Origin of the sequence: Rhodococcus opacus (assembly GCF_012396235.1) — a bacterium.
Lineage (GTDB): Bacteria > Actinomycetota > Actinomycetes > Mycobacteriales > Mycobacteriaceae > Rhodococcus_F > Rhodococcus_F opacus.
The window spans coordinates 178,504-196,834 of the sequence record NZ_JAAXPA010000007.1; the positions used below are offsets into that span (position 1 = coordinate 178,504).

Below are 18,331 nucleotides of genomic sequence, written 5' to 3' on the forward strand. Positions count from 1 at the left end.
TCACTCGCCGGTCACGGACTGGGTGGGAGAATGCAGCTTCTCCAGCGTCTTTCCCTCACCGAGATACATGTGCACACCGCAGGGCAGGCAGGGATCGAAACTGCGGACGGTCCGCATGATGTCGATGCCCTTGAAATGCTCCCGGTCGTTCTCCTCGAAGATCGGCTGACCCTGCACCGCATCCTCGTACGGCCCCGGCGTACCGAAGCTGTCGCGGGGGTTGGCGTTCCACGGCGTCGGCGGATACGGGTGGTAGTTCGCGATCTTGCCGTCGCGAATCACCATGTGGTGCGACAGGACTCCGCGCACCGCCTCCGTGAAGCCGCAGCCGATTCCCTCGTCGGGGACCTCGAACTTCTCCCACGTCTTCGTGTGCCCGGCCCGGATCTCGGCGAGCGCCTTCTCCGCGAAGTGCAGCGCACACGCCGCCGCGTACGCCTGGAAGTAGGTCCGCGCCCGGTCACGCTCGATCGTGTTGCTGCCGTACTGCGGGATCTTCCACTCGAACTCGACCGGGCCCTTCAGCGCGGTCTTCGGCAGGTTGATCTTCACGCTGTGACCGGTCGACTGCACGTACCCGATGTCGACGAGGCCGGCGAGGGCGGTACTCCAGAGCCGGGCCAGCGGCCCGCCGCCGGTGTCCAGCGCGAGGTGATCGGTGCCGTCGAACCACCGCGGCGACATCACCCAGCTGTACTTGTCCTCCATGTCGCGTTTCTGCGGGTGCGGGTTGGTGTGCTGGTTCCACGGATGCCTGCGGTCGACCGGATTCCCGAGCGGATCGTTCTTCACGAACATCTCCTGGTCGGTCCAGTCGTCGTAATACGAACTGCCCAGCAGGATTCGGATGCCCAGATTGATGTCGACGAGGGACGTCGTGATCAGTTTGCCGTCCACCACGATGCCGGGCGTCACGAACATGGCCCGTCCCCACTTCTCCATGTCCTTGTAGGAGAAGTTGCACACCGCGGGATCCTGGAAGGACCCCCAGCAGCCGAGGAGAGTCCGGCGCAGGCCGACCTTCTCGTAGCCGGGCATGGCCTCGTAGAAGAAGTCGAACAGGTCGTCGTGCATGGGGACGACCTTCTTCATGAACTCCACGTAGCGCATCAGACGCGTCGTGTAGTCGGTCATCAACTGGATCGTCGCGACCGTGCCCACACCACCCGGATACAGGGTGGACGGATGGACGTGCCGACCTTCCATCAGGCAGAACATCTCTCGCGTCCACCGGCTGACCTGCAACGCCTCCCGATAGAACTCACCGGTGAACGGGTTGAGCGAACGCATGATGTCGGCGATGGTCTTGTAGCCGTGCTCACCGGCATGCGGCGCCTCGGTCTTCTCGGCCTGCGCGAGCACCCCGGGATTGGTCTCGGAGACCATCTTCTCGCAGAAGTCCACACCGACGAGGTTCTCCTGAAAGATGTTGTGGTCGAACATGTATTCTGCGGCCTCGCCGAGGTTGACGATCCACTCGCCGATGTGCGGCGGCTGCACGCCGTAGGCCATGTTCTGGGTGTAACACGAACACGTCGCGTGGTTGTCACCACAGATACCGCAGATGCGGCTCGTGATGAAGTGGGCGTCGCGCGGGTCCTTACCCTTCATGAAGATCGAATAGCCGCGGAAGATCGACGAGGTGCTGTGGCACTCCACGACTTCCTTCTGCTTGAAGTCGATCTTCGTGTAGATGCCCAGGCTGCCCACGATGCGCGTGATCGGATCCCACGCCATCTCGACCAGGCCGTCGGATTCCGACTTGTGCGAAGGTTCCGGAATGATCGTTGTCATCGACGTACCTCTCAGTGTTCGAGGCCGGCGGACTACCGCCCGAGACCCCGAGCGGGACTACCAGGTGCGTGTGGCGCCCGTGGTCAGTTTCGTACCGCGACTGCGCCAGTGCGGCTCTTTGTCCAAGGTGGTCTTGGTGATCTTGCGGAGACTCCGAATGGCGGATCCGTACAGTCCGGACGCCGCGGCGGAGATCTTGCCGCCCGGGGGTTCGTCCATGAACGGCATGAACTTGTCCGGGAAGCCAGGCATCGTGCACCCGATGCAGATACCGCCCACATTCGGGCACCCACCGACACCGTTGATCCAGCCCCGCTTCGGGACGTTGCACTTGACGACGGGGCCCCAGCACCCCAGCTTCACGATGCACTTGGGCGAGCCGTACTCGGTGGCGAAATCACCCTGCTCGTAGTAGCCGGCGCGGTCGCAGCCCTCGTGCACCGTGGCACCGAACAGCCATTGCGGGCGCAAAGCGTCGTCGAGCGGGATCATGGGCGCCTGCTCGGTGGCCATGTAGAGGAGATACGTCAGCGTCTCCGACAGATTGTCCGGTTGGATCGGGCAGCCGGGAACGCAGACGATCGGGATGCCCGCCTTCGACTTCCAATCCCAGCCGAGATAGTCGGGAACGCCCATCGCACCGGTCGGATTACCCGCCATCGCGTGAATACCGCCGTACGTGGCGCACGTCCCGGCCGCGACGATCGCCGTCGCCTTCGGAGCGAGACGATCGAGCCATTCGCTCGTCGTCACCGGCTGACCGGTCTCGGGATTGTTGCCGAAACCGCACCAGTAACCCTCGTCGTGAAGTTGCTCGTTCGGTATGGAACCCTCCACCACCAGGACGAAAGGTTCGAGCTCGCCGCGATCCGCCTTCCAGAACCACTCCAGGAAGTCGTCGGCGCCGCCCTCGGGGCCGTTCTCGAAGTCGATCAGCGGCCAGTGAACGGCCACTTTGGGCAGGCCCGGCAGGGCTCCCAGAGCAATCTCCTCGACACTGGGCTGCGTCGCAGCCGTCAAGGCCACCGAATCGCCGTCGCAACTGAGTCCCGCATTGATCCACAGCACGTGAATCAGGGTGTCCTCGGCGTTGATTGCTTCCTGTGTCGGCATATCAGGTCGCTTTCCGGAGTGAACACAACTCCTGTCGCCACCGGAGTCGACCGTCGGCCCACCTGTGTGGCGCTGATATTTATTTAGCTCCGCCGCCGAGCGGATGTCAACGGTCCTCGGCGCGTCGCACCGCGCGGCTCCACCCGGTCGTGTAGGAGCGTCATTGCTTCGCAATCCAGTCGTACCACTGCGCAATGCCCTGGCCCGTCGTCGCCGACAACGTGATCATCTGCAGGTCGGGGTTCACGGACCGGGCGTATTTCGTGCAGAGATCGACGTCGAAGTCCACGTACGGCAACAGGTCCGCCTTGTTCACGATCACCAGGTTCGCCGCCGCGAACATGTGCGGGTACTTGAGCGGCTTGTCCGTCCCCTCGGTCACCGAGATCACCACCACCCTGCTCTTCTCACCGAGATCGAACAGTGCCGGACAGACGAGGTTCCCCACGTTCTCGATGAACAGCAGCGAGTTCGGCTCGGGGTCGAGAGCGGTCAGCGCGTCCCGCATCATCTCGGCGTCGAGATGGCACCCGGCGCCCGTGTTCACCTGCACCACAGCACATCCCGTCGCCTTGATTCGGTTGGCATCGAGCATCGTCTCCTGATCACCCTCCACCACCGAGACGCGCCGCTGCCCACCGATGTCGGCGATGGTGCGTTCGAGCAGCGTCGTCTTCCCCGACCCCGGCGAACTCATCACGTTCAGCGCGAGCACCCCACGTCCGGCCAGCCAGCCCCGGTTGCGCTCCGCCGTGAGGTCGTTCTTCGCCAGCACCTTCTGTTCGAGGGTCACCGTCTCGGTCGCGTGCTCGTGGGGGTGTTCGTGAGTGTGGGGGTGTTCGTGGTCGTGCGGGTGCTCATGGTCGTGCGGGTGCTCGTGGTCGTGCGAATGATCGTGGTCGTGCGAATGATCGTGGTCGTGCGGGTGCTCGTGGGGCACCGTGATCCTGGTTCCGGTCTCGTCTCCGCATCCACAGGTGGCACACATTTGCGTCAGCTCACTTCCATCGAGAGGATTCGTAGTTCCCGACCCGACGTGACCTCCACGTCCGCACTTCCGCACGGGCACAGCAACACCAGGTCCGTGAGCGCGAAATCCTCGCCGCACTCACGGCAGTGCGCACCGCCCGGGGTGTGGTCGATGTCGAGACGGGCACCGTGCGCAACGGTCCCTTCGGTGACCAGTTCGAAACAGAACTGCATCGAATCGGCGACCACGGCCGTCAACGCCCCCACCTGTACGCGCACACTGTGGACCGTCCGTCCCGCGGCGGTCTCGCAGACGGCGTCGACGACGCTCTGGGTGATTGCCAACTCGTGCATCACGGCCCCGTTCAGGACTCGTCACCTGTGGATTCGAGCGTAGCGCTTCCCGCCCGTGAGTACTTATTAACCGCGGGCGGTTAATAAGTACTCACGGCAGACGTAGTCTGAGGATCCGCCATCCACTACAGGGAGGGCGCATGGACGCCTGGACCATCCGAGACTTCGAACCGGAGGATCTCGAGGCTGTCGTGCGCATGGACAGCAGTTCCACCACCACGGACCAACTGCCCCTGTTCGCGCTCTCGGACGTGGTCGGGAGTCTGTTGAACCGTCACCCCGCGGTCGTCGCGACGAGGGACGGGCACATCATCGGGACGGCGGTCGCTCGCGTCGACGAGGACCGCGCCTGGGTCATGCGGATCTCCCTCGATCCCGAATGGCGTGGGCAGGGGCTCGGCAGCGCCCTGTTGTCGCAGCTCGAGCACCGGCTCCTCGCCAGAGGAGTGCGACGGGTGACCGCCCTCCTCCCCGAAGGGGAGACCGGTGCGACGGCGCTGACCAATTCCGGATTCACGGCCCGCACGGGAGTCACGTACTACGAGAAGCTCGGAACGGTGTCGCCCCGCACGGCCGGGCTTCTGGCGACGCTCGGCGGTGCGGTACCGCCCGCCGGACTGTGGAAACAGGTCGCCGGCATGACCCGGGAGAAATCGCTGATCGAACGCAAGATCGTGCTCCCACTGTCACGGCCGGCGCTGGCCGCCGACCACGGGGTGGCAGCACCCCGCGCGGTGGTGCTGTTCGGGCCGCCGGGAACCGGGAAGACGACGTTCGCGCGTGCCATCGCCAGCCGGCTCGGCTGGCCGTTCGTCGAACTGTTCCCGTCGCGGCTCGCGGCCGCCGAGAGCGGTCTCGCCGCCGGCCTCGGGGAGGCGTTCGCGTCGATGGGTGAACTCGAGCACGTCGTCGTCTTCATCGACGAGGTGGAGGAGGTGGCGGCGCGGCGCCGGCCCGGGTCGCAGTCCGTCGGGGTGGTGAACGAACTGCTGAAGTCGATCGTCAACTTTCGTGAACGCGGCGGGCGGTTACTTGTGTGCGCCACCAATTCCGTTCGAGCACTGGATGATGCGTTCCTTCGACACGGACGTTTCGACTACGTGCTGCCGATCGGCGCACCCGACGCGGAGGCCAGACACGCCCTGTGGGAGCGCTATCTCGGCAACGAGCAGGTCGACGTGTCGGCACTCGTCGCCGCGACCGAGGGCTACACGCCCGCCGATGTCGCGCACGCGGCACGGACCGTTGCTCAGGCGACGTTCGAGTGCAGCGTCGACTCGGGTGGACGCTGCCATGCCGGCACCCAGGACTATCTGGACGTGATCGGCACGGTGCGTCCCACCCTCACCGCCGAGATGATGCGGGCCTTCACGGAGGACATCGCCGGTCATGCCCGCACCTGACCTGTGAGTACTTGTTAACCGCCCGCGGTTAACAAGTACTCACAGGCGTTCGATGATGGTGGCGTTGGCGGTGCCGCCGCCCTCGCAGATGGTCTGCAGACCGTAGCGGCCGCCGGTGCGCTCGAGTTCGTTGAGGAGTGTGGCCATCAGCTTCGTGCCGGTCGCGCCGAGCGGGTGGCCGAGGGCGATCGCGCCGCCGTTGACATTGACCTTCGCCGGATCGGCCCCGATCTCCTTGATCCACGCGAGGACGACCGGTGCGAATGCCTCGTTGATCTCGACCAGGTCGATGTCGTCGATGCTCAGACCCGTCTTCTCCAGAGCGTAGCGCGTGGCCGGGATCGGGGCGCTGAGCATGAAAATCGGGTCGGCGCCGCGGGCGCTGAGGTGGTGGATGCGGGCCCGGGGGGTCAGGCCGTACCTCTCGACTGCTTCCGGTGAGGCCAGCAGCACCGCGCTCGCGCCGTCGGAGATCTGGCTCGCGACCGCGGCGGTGAGTCGTCCCCCGTCGGTGAGGGTCTTCAGGGCGGCCATCTTCTCGAGGCTGGTCTCGCGGGGCCCCTCGTCCGTCGTCACGTCACCGAACGGGACGATCTCGCGGTCGAAGCGACCCTCGGCGATGGCCGTCCGCGCCCGCTCGTGGCTCTGCAGCGCCCAGCGCTCGAGTTCGTCGCGGCTGATGTCCCACTTGTCCGCGATCAGTTCGGCGCCGTTGAACTGCGACACTTCCTGGTCGCCGTAGCGTTCCGTCCAGCCCGTCGATCCGCCGAAGGGGGTGTCGAATCCGTACTGCTGACCGACCACCATCGCCGAGGCGATCGGGATCTGGCTCATGTTCTGCACCCCGCCGGCGACGATCAGGTCGGCGGTGCCGCTCAGGATCGCCTGCGCACCGAAGTGCACGGCCTGCTGACTGGACCCGCACTGCCGGTCGACGGTGACCCCTGGGACTTCTTCCGGGTAGCCGGCGGCCAGCCACGAGGTGCGGGCGATGTTGCCGGCCTGCCCGCCGATCGCGTCGACGCAACCGAAGACGACGTCGTCGACACCGGCCGGGTCAATGCCCGTGCGCTCGACGAGGGCCTTGATGACGTGCGCACCCAGGTCGGCCGGGTGCACGCCGGACAGGCCGCCGTTCTTCTTGCCGATCGGTGTGCGAACGGCGTCGACGATGTAGGCCTCGGTCATGTGAAACTCCTAGTCAGTTACGGGGACTCGCAAGTCCGTCGAGGACGATCGAGAGGTATTGCTTGGCGACGGTGTCGACCGTGACCGAGCCGCCGGGCCGGTACCAGCGGACGGCGACCCAGGCGGTGTCGCGGAGGAATCGGAAGGCGAGCTCGACGTCGATGTCGGACCGGAAGCTGCCGTCCTTCACACCCGCCTCGAGCACACCCATCCACAGCTCGCGGAATTCGGTGTTCAGTTCGGACAGGTACGCGAAGCGCTCGTTGGCGACGAGGTGCTTCACCTCGTCCTGGTAGATCGCGACCGCGGAATGCGACGCGTCGATCGCCTCGTAGGACGTGGTGACCAGCGCTTCGAGGGTGGCGCGACTGTCGAGTCCGGACGCGACGATCTCGCGGTACTTGCCGAACAGGTCGTCGAGGAAGCCCCGTAGGATCTCGTCGACCATCGACTCCTTCGAGTCGAAGTGGTGGTACAGGCTGCCCGACAGGATGCCCGCGGCGTCGGCGATGTCGCGCACGGTGGTGGCCCGCAGGCCGCGTTCGGCGAACAGGGTGGCCGCGATGTCGAGGAGTTCGGTCCGGCGTCCGGACTTGCCGGAAGTGTCGTCGGCGGGGGGTGGCGTCATCGTCACATCCTATCAACCAAGCGCTTGTTAGGGCCTTCGGCCCTGTGCGCGGTTAAGGAGTCCAGACACTCGTCAACCACGCACAGGCGGCGGAGCCGGCTACGCCCTCTGCGACGAGACCGACACGACCTCACCGGTGAGGTAGGTGGTGTAGTCGCTGGCGAGCATGGCGATGGTGGCGGCGATTTCCCACACCTCGGCGGCGCGGCCGAACGCCTCGTCGGACGCCAGCTTGTCGAGGAGTTCCTCGCTGGTCACCTTCGCGAGGAATGCGTGCCGTGCGATGGACGGCGCGACGGCGTTGATCCGGACGCCGTACTCGGCGGCCTCGATCGCACTGCACCGGGTCAGGGCCATGACGCCGGCCTTCGCGGCCGCGTAGTGCGCCTGCGAGTGCTGCGCCCGCCACCCGAGGACGGACGCGTTGTTGACCAGTACGCCGTTGTGCGGGGCCTCCTTGAAGTAGCGCAGCGCGGCGCGGGTGGCCCGGAACGTTCCGTTCAGCGTGATGTCGAGGACGCGGTCCCACTCCTCGTCCGTCATGTCGACGAGCGGGGTCTCGCCGCCGAGTCCGGCGTTGTTGACGAGGACGTCGATCCTGCCCAGCGCGTCGGCGGCCCCGGAGATCAGAGCGTCCACCTGCTCCGTGCTGGACACGTCACACGTCAGCGCTTCGACCGCCTGACCGGGGAACTCGGCGGCCAGTTTCTCCTTGGTCTCGAGGAGTCGACGCTCGTGCCAGTCGGACACCAGCACGTCGGCGCCCTCGAGCAGGGCGCGTCGCGCGGACGCGAATCCGATGCCGGTGCCCGCCGCGGCGGTGACGACGACCTTCTTGCCTTTCAACAGGTCGTGGCCCGGAGTCTCGACGGGCGCGGTGGCGAGCGGAGTAGTAGTCATGAACGGGCCTCTCGGGGAAGTCCGAGCACGCGCTCGGAGATGATGTTGCGCTGGATCTCGTTGGATCCGCCGTAGATGGTGTCGGCGCGGGTGAACAGGAACAGTCGCTGCCACTCGCCCAGTTCCAGGTGTTCGGGGTCCGTGACGTCGGACGACGGATCGGCCGGGGCGAGCAGCGACGCCGCGCCCTGCACGTCCATGGCCAGCTGACCGAGATCGCGGTGCCAGTTGGCCCACAACAGCTTCGCGACGGACGCCTCCGCGCCGGAGGTCCCGGCGTCGACCGCTTCCAGGGTGCGCAGGGCGTGTGCCCGCATCACCCGCAGCCCGACCCACGCGCGGGCGATCTTCTCGCGGATGTTCGGGTCGGTCGCCGCACCGTTGGCCTTCGCGAGGTCGACGACGCCCTGCAGTTCGCGGGCGAACCCGATCTGCTGCCCGAGCATGGACACGCCGCGCTCGAAGGTGAGCAGACCCATCGCGACCCGCCAGCCGTCCCCCGGCTCCCCGACCACCAGATCCGCGTCGGTGACCGCGTCGTCGAAGAACACCTCGTTGAACTCGGACGTGCCGGTCAACTGCTGGATGGGCCGGACCGTGACGCCGGGCTGGTCGAGCGGGACGAGCAGGAAGCTCAGGCCCTGGTGCCGCTTGGATCCCGGTTCGGTGCGGCAGAGGACGAACGCCCACTGGGCGACGTGCGCGAGGGACGTCCAGACCTTCTGCCCGTTGATCACCCACTTGTCGCCGTCGCGGCGCGCGGTGGTGGCGACGTTGGCGAGGTCGGAACCGGCGCCCGGCTCGGAGTAGCCCTGCGCCCACAGTTCGGTCACGGTGTTGATCCCGGGAAGGAACCGGCGCTTCTGGTCCTCGGTGCCGAAGGCGATGAGCGTCGGCCCGAGCAGTTCCTCGCCGACGTGGCTGACCCGCGCCGGCGCCCCCGACTTCGCATACTCCTGATGGAACACCACCTGTTGTGCCAGCGTGGCTCCGCGCCCGCCGTGCTCCGTCGGCCAGCCGAGGCAGGTCCATCCCGCCGCGGCGAGATGACGGTCCCAGGCGAGCCGTTCCTCGAAGAACTCGTGCTCGCTGCCGGGGCCGCCCTTGCCTTTCAGCCGGGCGAAGTCGCCGGTGAGGTTGTCGTTCAGCCACGTCCTGACGGTCTGCGCAAAGTCGTCGTCGGTGATCAGCCCGTCCGGGCTCTCGCTCTGGTCCACGTCTGTAAGATAACCTACCAAGCACTTGCTAGGTAGGTAGGGAGCCCAGTGACCGAACAACCGACAACCACCCCGTCCGCCCTGAAACGGGCCGCACGCGAATTCGGCGAGCTCACAGCCGTGGCGGACGGCGACGTCCGTCTGACCTTCACACAACTGCACGACCGTGTCCGCGATTTCGCCGCAGCACTCAGCTCACAGGACGTGCGCCCCGGCGATCACGTCGCGGTGTGGTCGCCCAACACGTATCACTGGGTGGTCGCGGCGCTCGGCATCCACTACGCCGGCGCGACTCTCGTCCCGATCAACACCCGGTACACGGCCACCGAGGCCCTCGACATTCTCGAGCGCACCAAGACCACCGCACTGGTGGTCGCGGGCAAATTCCTCGGCACCGACCGGTACGCGGCGCTGCGCGACGAGTCGAGCACCCTCGACCTGCCGACCGTCGTCCGGGTTCCGGTCGACGGCGGCGACGTCGAGGTTCCCGGCGTCTTCGACTTCGACGACTTCCTCGCCCTCGCCGACGAGGACACGCGCGCCGAGGCCGACGCCCGCGCGGCCGCCGTCTCCCCCGACGACGTCTCCGACGTCATGTTCACGTCGGGCACGACGGGCCGCAGCAAGGGCGTGATGAGTGCGCACCGGCAGTCGGTGGGCATCGCGCAGGCGTGGGGCGAGTGCGCCGAGGTGACCTCCGACGACAACTACCTGATCATCAACCCGTTCTTCCACACCTTCGGGTACAAGGCGGGGTTCCTGGTGTGCCTGCTGAACGGGGCGACGGTGGTGCCGATGGCGGTGTTCGACGTTCCGAAGGTGATGGCGACCGTGCACGACGAGCAGATCACCGTGCTCCCCGGCGCCCCCACGATCTTCCAATCGATCCTCGACCACCCGGACCGCCCGAAGTACGACCTGTCCAGCCTGCGGGTCGCGATCACGGGCGCGGCCGCGGTTCCGGTCGCCCTGGTGGAACGGATGCAGTCGGAACTGAGCTTCGACGCCGTCCTCACCGCCTACGGTCAGACGGAGGCGGTGGTGGTCACGATGTGCCGGACCGACGACGACCCGGTGACCGTGTCGACCACGTCGGGTCGCGCCATCCCCGGGATGGAGGTCCGGATCGGCGACCAGGGCGAGATCCTGGTGCGCGGCGAGAACGTGATGCTCGGCTACCTCGACGACCCCGAATCGACCGCCAAAACCATCGATGCGGACGGCTGGCTGCACACCGGCGACGTCGGGACCCTGGACGACCGCGGTTACGTCGACATCACCGACCGCCTCAAGGACATGTACATCTCCGGCGGTTTCAACGTATATCCCGCTGAGGTGGAGAACGCTCTTGCCCGACTCGACGGCATCGCGGAGTCTGCCGTCATCGGCGTTCCCGACCAGCGGATGGGCGAGGTCGGGCGGGCCTACGTGGTCGCCAAGCCGGGCTCGACGCTCGCCGAGGACGACGTGGTCGCGTTCTGCAAGGAGCGACTCGCCAACTTCAAGGTGCCCCGGTCGGTGCGCTTCGTGGAGTCCCTCCCCCGGAACCCCTCCGGGAAGGTCATGAAAAACGTTCTGCGTGAGGAGAAGAAATGACGGTTCCGGACGAGGGTGACGTCGTCACCTACGAGGTGCGTGACGGTGTCGCATTCGTGACGCTCAACCGCCCCGACTACCGCAACGCCCAGAACTCGGTGATGACGTACGCCCTCGACGCCGCGTTCGAGCGGGCCGTCGAGGACGACGACGTGAAGGTGATCGTCCTCGCCGGCAACGGAAAGCACTTCAGCGCCGGGCACGACATCGGCACCCCGGGCCGGGACCATCACGTGCACTACGACAACAAGGCCGTGATGTGGTGGGACCACGTCGACAAGCCGGGCGGCGACCAGCGGTTCGCGCGCGAGATGGAGGTCTATCTCGGGATGTGCCGTCGCTGGCGCGAGATCCCGAAGCCGACCATCGCGATGATCCAGGGCGCCTGCATCGCCGGCGGTCTGATGCTGGCGTGGGTGTGCGACCTCATCGTGGCGTCCGACGACGCTTTCTTCTCCGATCCGGTCGTACGTATGGGCATTCCGGGGGTCGAGTACTTCGCGCACCCGTGGATGCTCGGACCGCGGTTCGCGAAGGAAATCCTCTTCACCGGCGACCGGTTCACCGCGCAGCGCGCCTACGAGGTGGGCATGGTCAACCGCGTCGTGCCGCGCGAGGACCTGGAGCAGGAGACCCTCGCCATCGCCGGACGCATCGCCGCCATGCCCCGGTTCGGTCTCGCGCTCACCAAGAAGGCCGTCAACCAGTGCGAGGACCAGATGGGCATGCGGAACGGCATGGACTCCGTCTTCGGTCTCCACCACTTCGCGCACGCGCACAACGCCGAGATCGACACCGATCCGCTCGGCGGCATGGACGCCAAGTCGATGGCGGCCAGTGCGCGCAACTCGAACGAAGGGGCGAAGTAGGTGGATCTCGAGTTCGACGCCGCCACCGTCGCATTCCGCGAGGAGGTGCGGACCTTCCTGCGCGACAACGTTCCCGCCGAGCCGCTGCCGTCGATGGATACCGCGGAGGGTTTCGAAGCGCACCGCGAGTGGGAACGCACTCTCGCCGACGCCCGGCTGTCGGTGGTGTCGTGGCCGGAGGAACTGGGCGGACGCGACGCGTCGCTGCTGGAATGGGTGGTGTTCGAGGAGGAGTACTACCGCTCGGGTGCGCCCGGACGCGTCAGCCAGAACGGCATCTTCCTGCTCGCTCCGACACTGTTCGCGCATGCGAACGCCGAGCAGTTGGCCCGCATCATGCCGCGGATGGCCCGCGCCGACGACATCTGGGCGCAGGCCTGGTCGGAGCCGGAGTCGGGTAGCGACCTCGCGTCGCTCCGTTCCACCGCCCGGCGCGTCGACGGCGGCTGGGTGCTGAACGGGCAGAAGACGTGGAGTTCGCGGGCGAGCTTCGCGGACTGGGGTTTCGGGCTGTTCCGGTCCGATCCGGACGCCCAGCGACACAAGGGCATCACGTACTTCATGTTCGACCTGCGCTCGAAGGGTGTGACCGTGCGCCCGATCGATCAGCTGGACGGCGAGCCCGGTTTCGCGGAGATCTTTCTCGAGGACGTCTTCGTCCCGGACGACCCCGCGAACCCCGGCGAGTCCGGAGTGATCGGCGGCGTGAACGAAGGCTGGCGCGTCGCGATGAGCACCGCGTCCAACGAACGCGGACTGTCACTGCGCAGCCCGGGCCGTTTCCTCGCGACCGTCGACCGGCTCGTCGAACTGTTCCGGGACAGCGGACGCACCGACGACACGGCCCTGCGAAACAAGGTCGCCGACGCCTGGATCGGTGCCCGCGCCTACCAGCTGAATACGTTCGGCACCGTCACCCGGCTCGCCGACGGCGGGCAACTGGGCGCCGAATCGTCCATCAACAAGGTGTTCTGGTCGGAGTGGGACATCGCCACCCACGAGACCGCACTCGAACTGCAGGGCGCCTCGGCGGAGCTCGCGGACAACTGGATGGACGGCTACCTGTTCTCCCTGTCCGGTCCGATCTATGCCGGCACCAACGAGATTCAGAAGAACGTGATCGCCGAGCGGCTGCTCGGCCTACCGAAGGCGGATCGATGAGATTCACACTCGACTCCTCCCATCAGGACTTCGCGTCCAGCATCGACGCCCTGCTGTCGAAGGCGGACATGCCGGCGGTGATCCGGTCGTGGAACACCGGCGACACGGGTCCGGGTCTGAAGGTGTGGCAGCGACTCGCCGAGACCGGCGTCAACGGACTGCTCATCGCGGACGAGCACGACGGCCTGGGAGCCGACGCCGTCGACCTCGTCGTGGCCCTGGAACAACTCGGACACCATGCCGTTCCCGGCCCCGTGGCCGAAACCGTCGCGGTCGTGCCGGTGCTGCTCGCGCAGGTGGCCCCGGACCGGTTGGCGGCGTTGGCTTCCGGTTCGCTCGCCACAGTCGCGGCCGCGCCGCACGTGCCGTTCGCCGTGGATGCGGACTCAGCCGATCTGGTCCTGCTCGTCGATGGTGCGACGGTGAGCCTCGGACAGGCCGGGGTGGTGCAGAACTCGGTGGATCAGTCGCGAAGGCTGTTCCCCCTCACCGCCGGGGTCGCCCTCGGCGACGTCGACTTCGGGCCCGCGTTCGACCTCGGGGCGTTGGCCACCGCGGCCCAGTTGCAGGGACTCGGGCAGACCCTGCTCGACGTCACCACCGACTACGCCAAGCAGCGCAAGCAGTTCGGCAAGGTGATCGGACAGTTCCAGGCCGTCAAACATCACCTGGCCGAGGTCGCGGTCGGGCTGGAGATGTCGAGGCCGCTGCTGCACGGTGCGGCGCTGTCCGTGCGGGACGGGTCCGTCGACAGTTCCCGGGACGTCTCGGCGGCGAGGGTGGCGTGCGGGGATGCCGCGTACCGGGCGGCGCGGGTGGCGCTGCAGGTGCACGGCGCCATCGGCTACACGCAGGAACACGACCTGTCGCTGTGGCTCACCAAGGTCCGGGCACTGGTCACGGCCTGGGGCACGCCGGCGTTTCACCGTGGCCGCGTCGTCGACTCGCTTGTGGAGGCGTCATGAGTTTCGACAACGAGGAGCGGGCGGCGCTCCGGTCGTCGGTCCGGGATCTGCTGGGTAAGCACTCCGACTCCGCCGCCGTCCGCCGGGCGATCACCACCGACCACGGTTACGACGACGCCCTGTGGTCCACGTTGTGCGAGCAGATCGGCGTCGCCGCCCTCGCCGTTCCGGAGAAGTACGACGGCGTCGGGGCGTCGCTACTGGAAGTCCATGTGGTGCAGGAAGAACTGGGCCGCACGCTGACGCCGTCGCCGATGCTGGGCAGCGCCGTGCTGGCCGCGCAGGCGCTGGTGCTGTCGGGGGACGACGACGCGTGCGCCCGACTGTTGCCCGGCATCGCGGCGGGTTCGGTGGCCGCCCTGTGCTGGGCGGGTGCGGACGGCTGGTCCGGTTTCGGGGTCACTTCGTCGGGCGAGGCGCTGTCGGGGACGGCGTCGTACGTGCTCGGCGGTGACGTCGCGGACGTGCTGCTGGTTCTCACGTCCGAAGGCCTGTTCGAGGTCGACCCGGCGGCGGACGGCGTGACGCGTCGTCGCGTCCCGGCGATGGATCCGACGCGTCCGCTGTCGGAGGTGATCTTCGACGGGGTCGCGGCGCGTAGGCTCGTCTCCCCCACCGACCTCGTCGACCAGTTGCGCACGGTCGCACTCGTCGCGTTGTCGGCGGAACAGGTGGGCGCGGCGTCCGCGGCGCTGGAGCAGACGGTCGAGTACGCGAAGTCGCGCAAGCAGTTCGGCCGGGCGATCGGGTCGTTCCAAGCGCTCAAGCACCGCATGGCCGACATGTACGCCCTCGTCGAGACGGCCCGGTCCATGTCGTACGCCGCGGCGCTGTCGGGGACGCGCGAGGACGCCGTCATCGCGAAGGTGTACTGCTCGGAGGCGCTGCAGCACGTCGCGGCGGAGGCCATCCAGCTGCACGGTGGCATCGCGATCACGTGGGAACACGACGCGCAGCTGTACTTCAAACGTGCGCACGGGAGTGCACAGCTGTTCGGGCAGCCGCGGGAGTACCTGCCCGAGCTCGCCACCGCCGCCGGACTGTAGGCGGCTCCGCCGCCCGTGCGTGGTTAACGAGTCTCTGCACTCGTTAACCGCTCACGGGCGCAGCCCCTCCAGGTAGCTGGCGACCCCGTCTTCGTCGTTGCTGGGCAGGACGTGGTCGGCGAGGGCGAGGACTTCCGGCAGCGCGTTGGACGGGCAGAGAGCCGTTCCTGCCCACGTCAGCATCGGGACGTCGTTGATGGCGTCCCCGGCCACGGCGACCTCCTCCGTCGAGATCCCGTCGACCGCGCAGAGCTCGGCGAGCGCACTCGCCTTGGACACGCCCGACGCCGCCATCTCGACGTACGGCGCGCCGGAGTGCGTCAGCTCGACGCCGTCGACCCCGGCCGCCACCGCCGCCCGGTACAGCTCCGCGCTGGGCACCTCCGGGTGCCGGGCAACGATCTTCACCATCGGCTCGTCGATGTCGGGCAGCAGTTCCGACAAAGTCATCTCGTGCGGGGTGCCGGTGGTGGTCGGCGAACTCGCACAACGCCGCGTACGCCGGTTCGGCGACGAAGCGCGTCGGGCCGATGTTCGCGAACACGACACCGGGCATCAACGTCCGCACCCGGTCCATCGCCGCCGCGGCCGACGCCATCGCGATGGTCGTCGTCGCCGTGATCACCGGGGTTCCGTCGGCCAGATCGAGGACCACCGCCCCGTTCGCGCAGATCGCCTTGCCGCGGAATCCGCACGACTGCGCCAGCTCGTGCACCGAATGCCGGGCGCGGGCCGTTGCCCACACCACCTCGACCCCCGACAGTCGCGCATCTTCCATGGCCTGCGCGGTGCGCGGGGAGATCGTGCGGTCCGACCGCAGCAGGGTGCCGTCGAGGTCCGTCGCCAACAGCCGAATTTGCGTCACCTCCGCATGATGCCAGGCGGCGCATGTACCCCTCACGACCCCACCGCAGTCGATAGCCTGGACAGCATGAGTCCTCGAGTACCCAGCATCGTGCTGAATTCCGGAACCATCCTCCCGCAGCTCGGCTTGGGAGTCTGGCAGGCGGACAACGACGAGACCGAACACGCCGTCGGGTTCGCCCTGGACGAGGCGGGCTACCGGCACATCGACACCGCCGCCGCATACGGCAACGAGGAGGGTGTGGGCCGCGGCATCGCGAATTCGGGTGTCGCCCGCGAAGACATCTTTCTCACCACCAAGTTGTGGAACGCGGATCAGGGCTACGAACCGGCGTTGAAGGCGTTCGACGCCAGCCTCGGACGACTCGGCGTCGATTATGTCGACCTGTACCTGATCCATTGGCCGCTGCAGGACGACGACCGCATCCTACGCACGTGGGATGCGCTGGAGAAGATCGCCGAGTCCGGTCGCGCGAAGGCGATCGGTGTGTGCAATTTCGAACCGCGTCACCTGCAGTTGCTGATCGACCGGGGCGGTGTCGTTCCGGCGGTCGACCAGGTGGAGTTGCACCCGCATCTGGCGCAGCAGGACATCCGGACGTTCGCCGTCGAACACGGCATCGCCGTCGAGTCGTGGAGCCCGCTCGGTGGCACCAGCAACTCGGGGTGGGGTGACGACTCGAAGCCGAACACGCTGCTCACCGACCCGATCATCACCCGCATCGGCGACCGGCACAGCAAGAGCGCCGCGCAGGTGCTGATCCGCTGGCATCTGCAGAGCGGGCTGATCGTCATCCCCAAGTCGGTCCACGAGTCGCGGATCCGCGAAAACATCGACGTGTTCGATTTCGAGCTCAGCGAGCAGGACCTCAGCGAGATCGAGACGATGGACGACGGCACCCGTGTCGGCGCCCACCCGGACGAGTTGAACATCGACGCACCGGAGTAGGCGGCTCCGCCACCCGTGCGCCTTTTTGGCTGTTCCAGCAACCAAAAAGGCGCACGGGCGCGGAGCGCCTAGAGCTTCACCGGCATCTCCTCGAGCCCCGACACGAAGTTGGCAGGACGACGCCGCAGCGGGCCGTCGTCGACGAGCACCATGCCCGGCAGCCGCGACAGCAGTTGCTCGAACATGATCTTCGCTTCGAGCCGGGCGAGTTGGTTGCCGAGGCAGAAGTGGGTGCCGAAACCGAACGCGACGTGCGGGTTCGGCGACCGTTCGATGTCGAACACCTCGGGATGCTCGAACACCGCCCCGTCGAAGTTGGCGGATTCGAAGAGCAGCATCATCTTCTCGCCCTCGCGCAGGTCGGTTCCGAAGAATTCGATGTCGCGGGTGACCGTGCGGCACATGTTCTTGATCGGCGACGACCAGCGGAGCATCTCCTCGACCGCCGCCGGGATGCCGTCGGGGTCGTTCACGAGCCGCTTTTGCTGATCGGGGTGCCGCATCAGTTGTTCCATGCCGCCGCTGAGAACGTGCCGGGTGGTCTCGTCGCCGCCGATCAGGATCAGCAGGGTTTCGCCGACGATGTCCGGGTCGCTGAGCCGGTGACCGTGGATCTCGCTGTGCACGAGGATGCTGGTGAGGTCGTCCGTCGGATTCTGCCGCCGCTCCGCGATGGTGCGGAGCGTGAATTCGTTGAATGCCAGGTAGGCGTTGGCCTGTGCCTGGAGTTCCTCCGGGGTGGCGTTGCTGCCGAGGGCGTTCATCAGGTCGTCGGACCATTGCAGGAACGTGTCGCGTTCCTCGGGCCGCACGCCGAGCATGTCACCGACGACGGCCATGGGAAGCGGCGCGGCCAGGTCGCGCACGAAGTCCACTTCGTCCTTGTCACACGCGGCGTCGATGAGGTGATCGCAGATCTCCCGGATCCGGTCGATCTTCGCTTCCACCTGCTTGCGGGTGAAGCCGGCGTTGACGAGTCGGCGATGCTGCAGGTGCTGCGGGTCGTCCATGTCGATCATCTGCGGCAGCGGGCCTACCCCGGGCCGGATTCCGCCCGCGTTGGAGAACAACTCCGGATTGCGTTCGGCCGCCAGGACGGCCTCGTACGATGCGGCGCCGAGAATCCCGTCCGCGCGATACACCGGTTCGTGGGCGCGCATCCATGCGTAGGCCTGCCGCGGGTCGCCGAGCTCGCCCGAGTAGAACCGTCCGTCGATCAGATCGAATTCCGGTCTGTCCGTCATCGAGGTACTCCTCAGCATTGAATCCCGCCAATCGTGCCCTGATAATAGAACGTGTTCTTACTATGACGCAG

At 67.0% G+C, this 18,331-nt stretch carries 16 protein-coding genes and 1 pseudogene; 7 read left to right on the forward strand and 10 right to left on the reverse strand.

The annotated features are described in order from the left end of the window. The 4 genes from HGB39_RS11660 to hypA form a co-directional block, all read right to left on the reverse strand. On the reverse strand, positions 1-1,794 hold the full coding sequence (locus HGB39_RS11660; protein ID WP_005258616.1) for a nickel-dependent hydrogenase large subunit: 1,794 nt from the start codon (positions 1,792-1,794) through the stop codon (positions 1-3). A gap of 57 nt (positions 1,795-1,851) precedes the next feature. Next, positions 1,852-2,907 (reverse strand): NADH-quinone oxidoreductase subunit B family protein, encoded by a 1,056-nt coding sequence (locus HGB39_RS11665; RefSeq protein ID WP_005258614.1) that lies wholly within the window; start codon positions 2,905-2,907, stop codon positions 1,852-1,854. 160 nt (positions 2,908-3,067) lie between these two features. Next, positions 3,068-3,895, reverse strand: a complete 828-nt coding sequence (gene hypB, locus HGB39_RS11670; RefSeq protein ID WP_005569815.1) for a hydrogenase nickel incorporation protein HypB — start codon at positions 3,893-3,895, stop codon at positions 3,068-3,070. Between the two features lie 5 nt (positions 3,896-3,900). Further along, positions 3,901-4,230 (reverse strand): hydrogenase maturation nickel metallochaperone HypA, encoded by a 330-nt coding sequence (gene hypA, locus HGB39_RS11675; protein WP_005244680.1) that lies wholly within the window; start codon positions 4,228-4,230, stop codon positions 3,901-3,903. Positions 4,231-4,370: 140 nt separating this feature from the next. Between hypA and HGB39_RS11680 the strand changes: the two genes are divergently transcribed. Continuing rightward, entirely contained in the window at positions 4,371-5,633 is a 1,263-nt protein-coding gene (locus HGB39_RS11680; RefSeq protein WP_005254498.1) for an ATP-binding protein, read from the forward strand. Between the two features lie 39 nt (positions 5,634-5,672). Here the strand turns inward: HGB39_RS11680 and HGB39_RS11685 are convergent, their stop codons facing one another. The 4 genes from HGB39_RS11685 to HGB39_RS11700 all read right to left on the reverse strand — a co-directional run bounded on the left by HGB39_RS11685 (position 5,673) and on the right by HGB39_RS11700 (position 9,566). Then, a complete protein-coding gene (locus HGB39_RS11685; RefSeq protein ID WP_005569816.1) occupies positions 5,673-6,821 on the reverse strand; it encodes an acetyl-CoA C-acetyltransferase in 1,149 nt (382 codons plus the stop codon). 13 nt (positions 6,822-6,834) lie between these two features. Next, positions 6,835-7,449 carry a TetR/AcrR family transcriptional regulator gene (locus HGB39_RS11690; RefSeq protein WP_005569817.1) on the reverse strand — a complete coding sequence of 205 codons (615 nt, stop codon included), beginning with the start codon at positions 7,447-7,449 and terminating at the stop codon, positions 6,835-6,837. Positions 7,450-7,548: 99 nt separating this feature from the next. Beyond that, on the reverse strand, positions 7,549-8,349 hold the full coding sequence (locus HGB39_RS11695) for an SDR family oxidoreductase (RefSeq protein ID WP_005569818.1): 801 nt from the start codon (positions 8,347-8,349) through the stop codon (positions 7,549-7,551). After that, positions 8,346-9,566, reverse strand: coding sequence for an acyl-CoA dehydrogenase family protein (locus tag HGB39_RS11700; RefSeq protein WP_064080033.1), 1,221 nt, complete (start codon positions 9,564-9,566; stop codon positions 8,346-8,348). The genes HGB39_RS11695 and HGB39_RS11700 overlap by 4 nt, the downstream gene beginning before the upstream one ends. Positions 9,567-9,614: 48 nt before the next feature. Here HGB39_RS11700 and fadD3 point away from each other — a divergent pair, with 48 nt between their 5' ends. From fadD3 to HGB39_RS11725, 5 genes are read left to right on the forward strand one after another with little or no spacing between them, the layout of a single operon-like run. Beyond that, on the forward strand, positions 9,615-11,162 hold the full coding sequence (gene fadD3, locus HGB39_RS11705) for a 3-[(3aS,4S,7aS)-7a-methyl-1,5-dioxo-octahydro-1H-inden-4-yl]propanoyl:CoA ligase (RefSeq protein ID WP_005572149.1): 1,548 nt from the start codon (positions 9,615-9,617) through the stop codon (positions 11,160-11,162). Beyond that, complete coding sequence (locus HGB39_RS11710; protein ID WP_005254492.1) at positions 11,159-12,031, forward strand: enoyl-CoA hydratase; 873 nt, start codon at positions 11,159-11,161, stop codon at positions 12,029-12,031. Before fadD3 ends, HGB39_RS11710 begins: the two co-directional genes overlap by 4 nt. Further along, positions 12,032-13,192: an acyl-CoA dehydrogenase family protein gene (locus HGB39_RS11715; protein WP_005572147.1), complete on the forward strand. Its 1,161-nt coding sequence runs from the start codon at positions 12,032-12,034 to the stop codon at positions 13,190-13,192. Continuing rightward, a complete protein-coding gene (locus tag HGB39_RS11720; protein WP_005572145.1) occupies positions 13,189-14,157 on the forward strand; it encodes an acyl-CoA dehydrogenase family protein in 969 nt (322 codons plus the stop codon). Before HGB39_RS11715 ends, HGB39_RS11720 begins: the two co-directional genes overlap by 4 nt. Further along, positions 14,154-15,203, forward strand: a complete 1,050-nt coding sequence (locus tag HGB39_RS11725; protein ID WP_064080032.1) for an acyl-CoA dehydrogenase family protein — start codon at positions 14,154-14,156, stop codon at positions 15,201-15,203. Before HGB39_RS11720 ends, HGB39_RS11725 begins: the two co-directional genes overlap by 4 nt. A 51-nt stretch (positions 15,204-15,254) precedes the next feature. On the opposite strand, the pseudogene HGB39_RS11730 reads toward HGB39_RS11725, so the two are convergent. Then, positions 15,255-16,068, reverse strand: a pseudogene (locus tag HGB39_RS11730) (HAD family hydrolase). A gap of 66 nt (positions 16,069-16,134) precedes the next feature. On the opposite strand from HGB39_RS11730, the gene HGB39_RS11735 reads away from it, so the two are divergent. Then, positions 16,135-17,016, forward strand: a complete 882-nt coding sequence (locus HGB39_RS11735; protein ID WP_043792921.1) for an aldo/keto reductase — start codon at positions 16,135-16,137, stop codon at positions 17,014-17,016. 68 nt (positions 17,017-17,084) lie between these two features. Here the strand turns inward: HGB39_RS11735 and HGB39_RS11740 are convergent, their stop codons facing one another. Further along, complete coding sequence (locus HGB39_RS11740; protein WP_005572074.1) at positions 17,085-18,260, reverse strand: cytochrome P450; 1,176 nt, start codon at positions 18,258-18,260, stop codon at positions 17,085-17,087. Positions 18,261-18,331 lie beyond the last annotated feature (71 nt).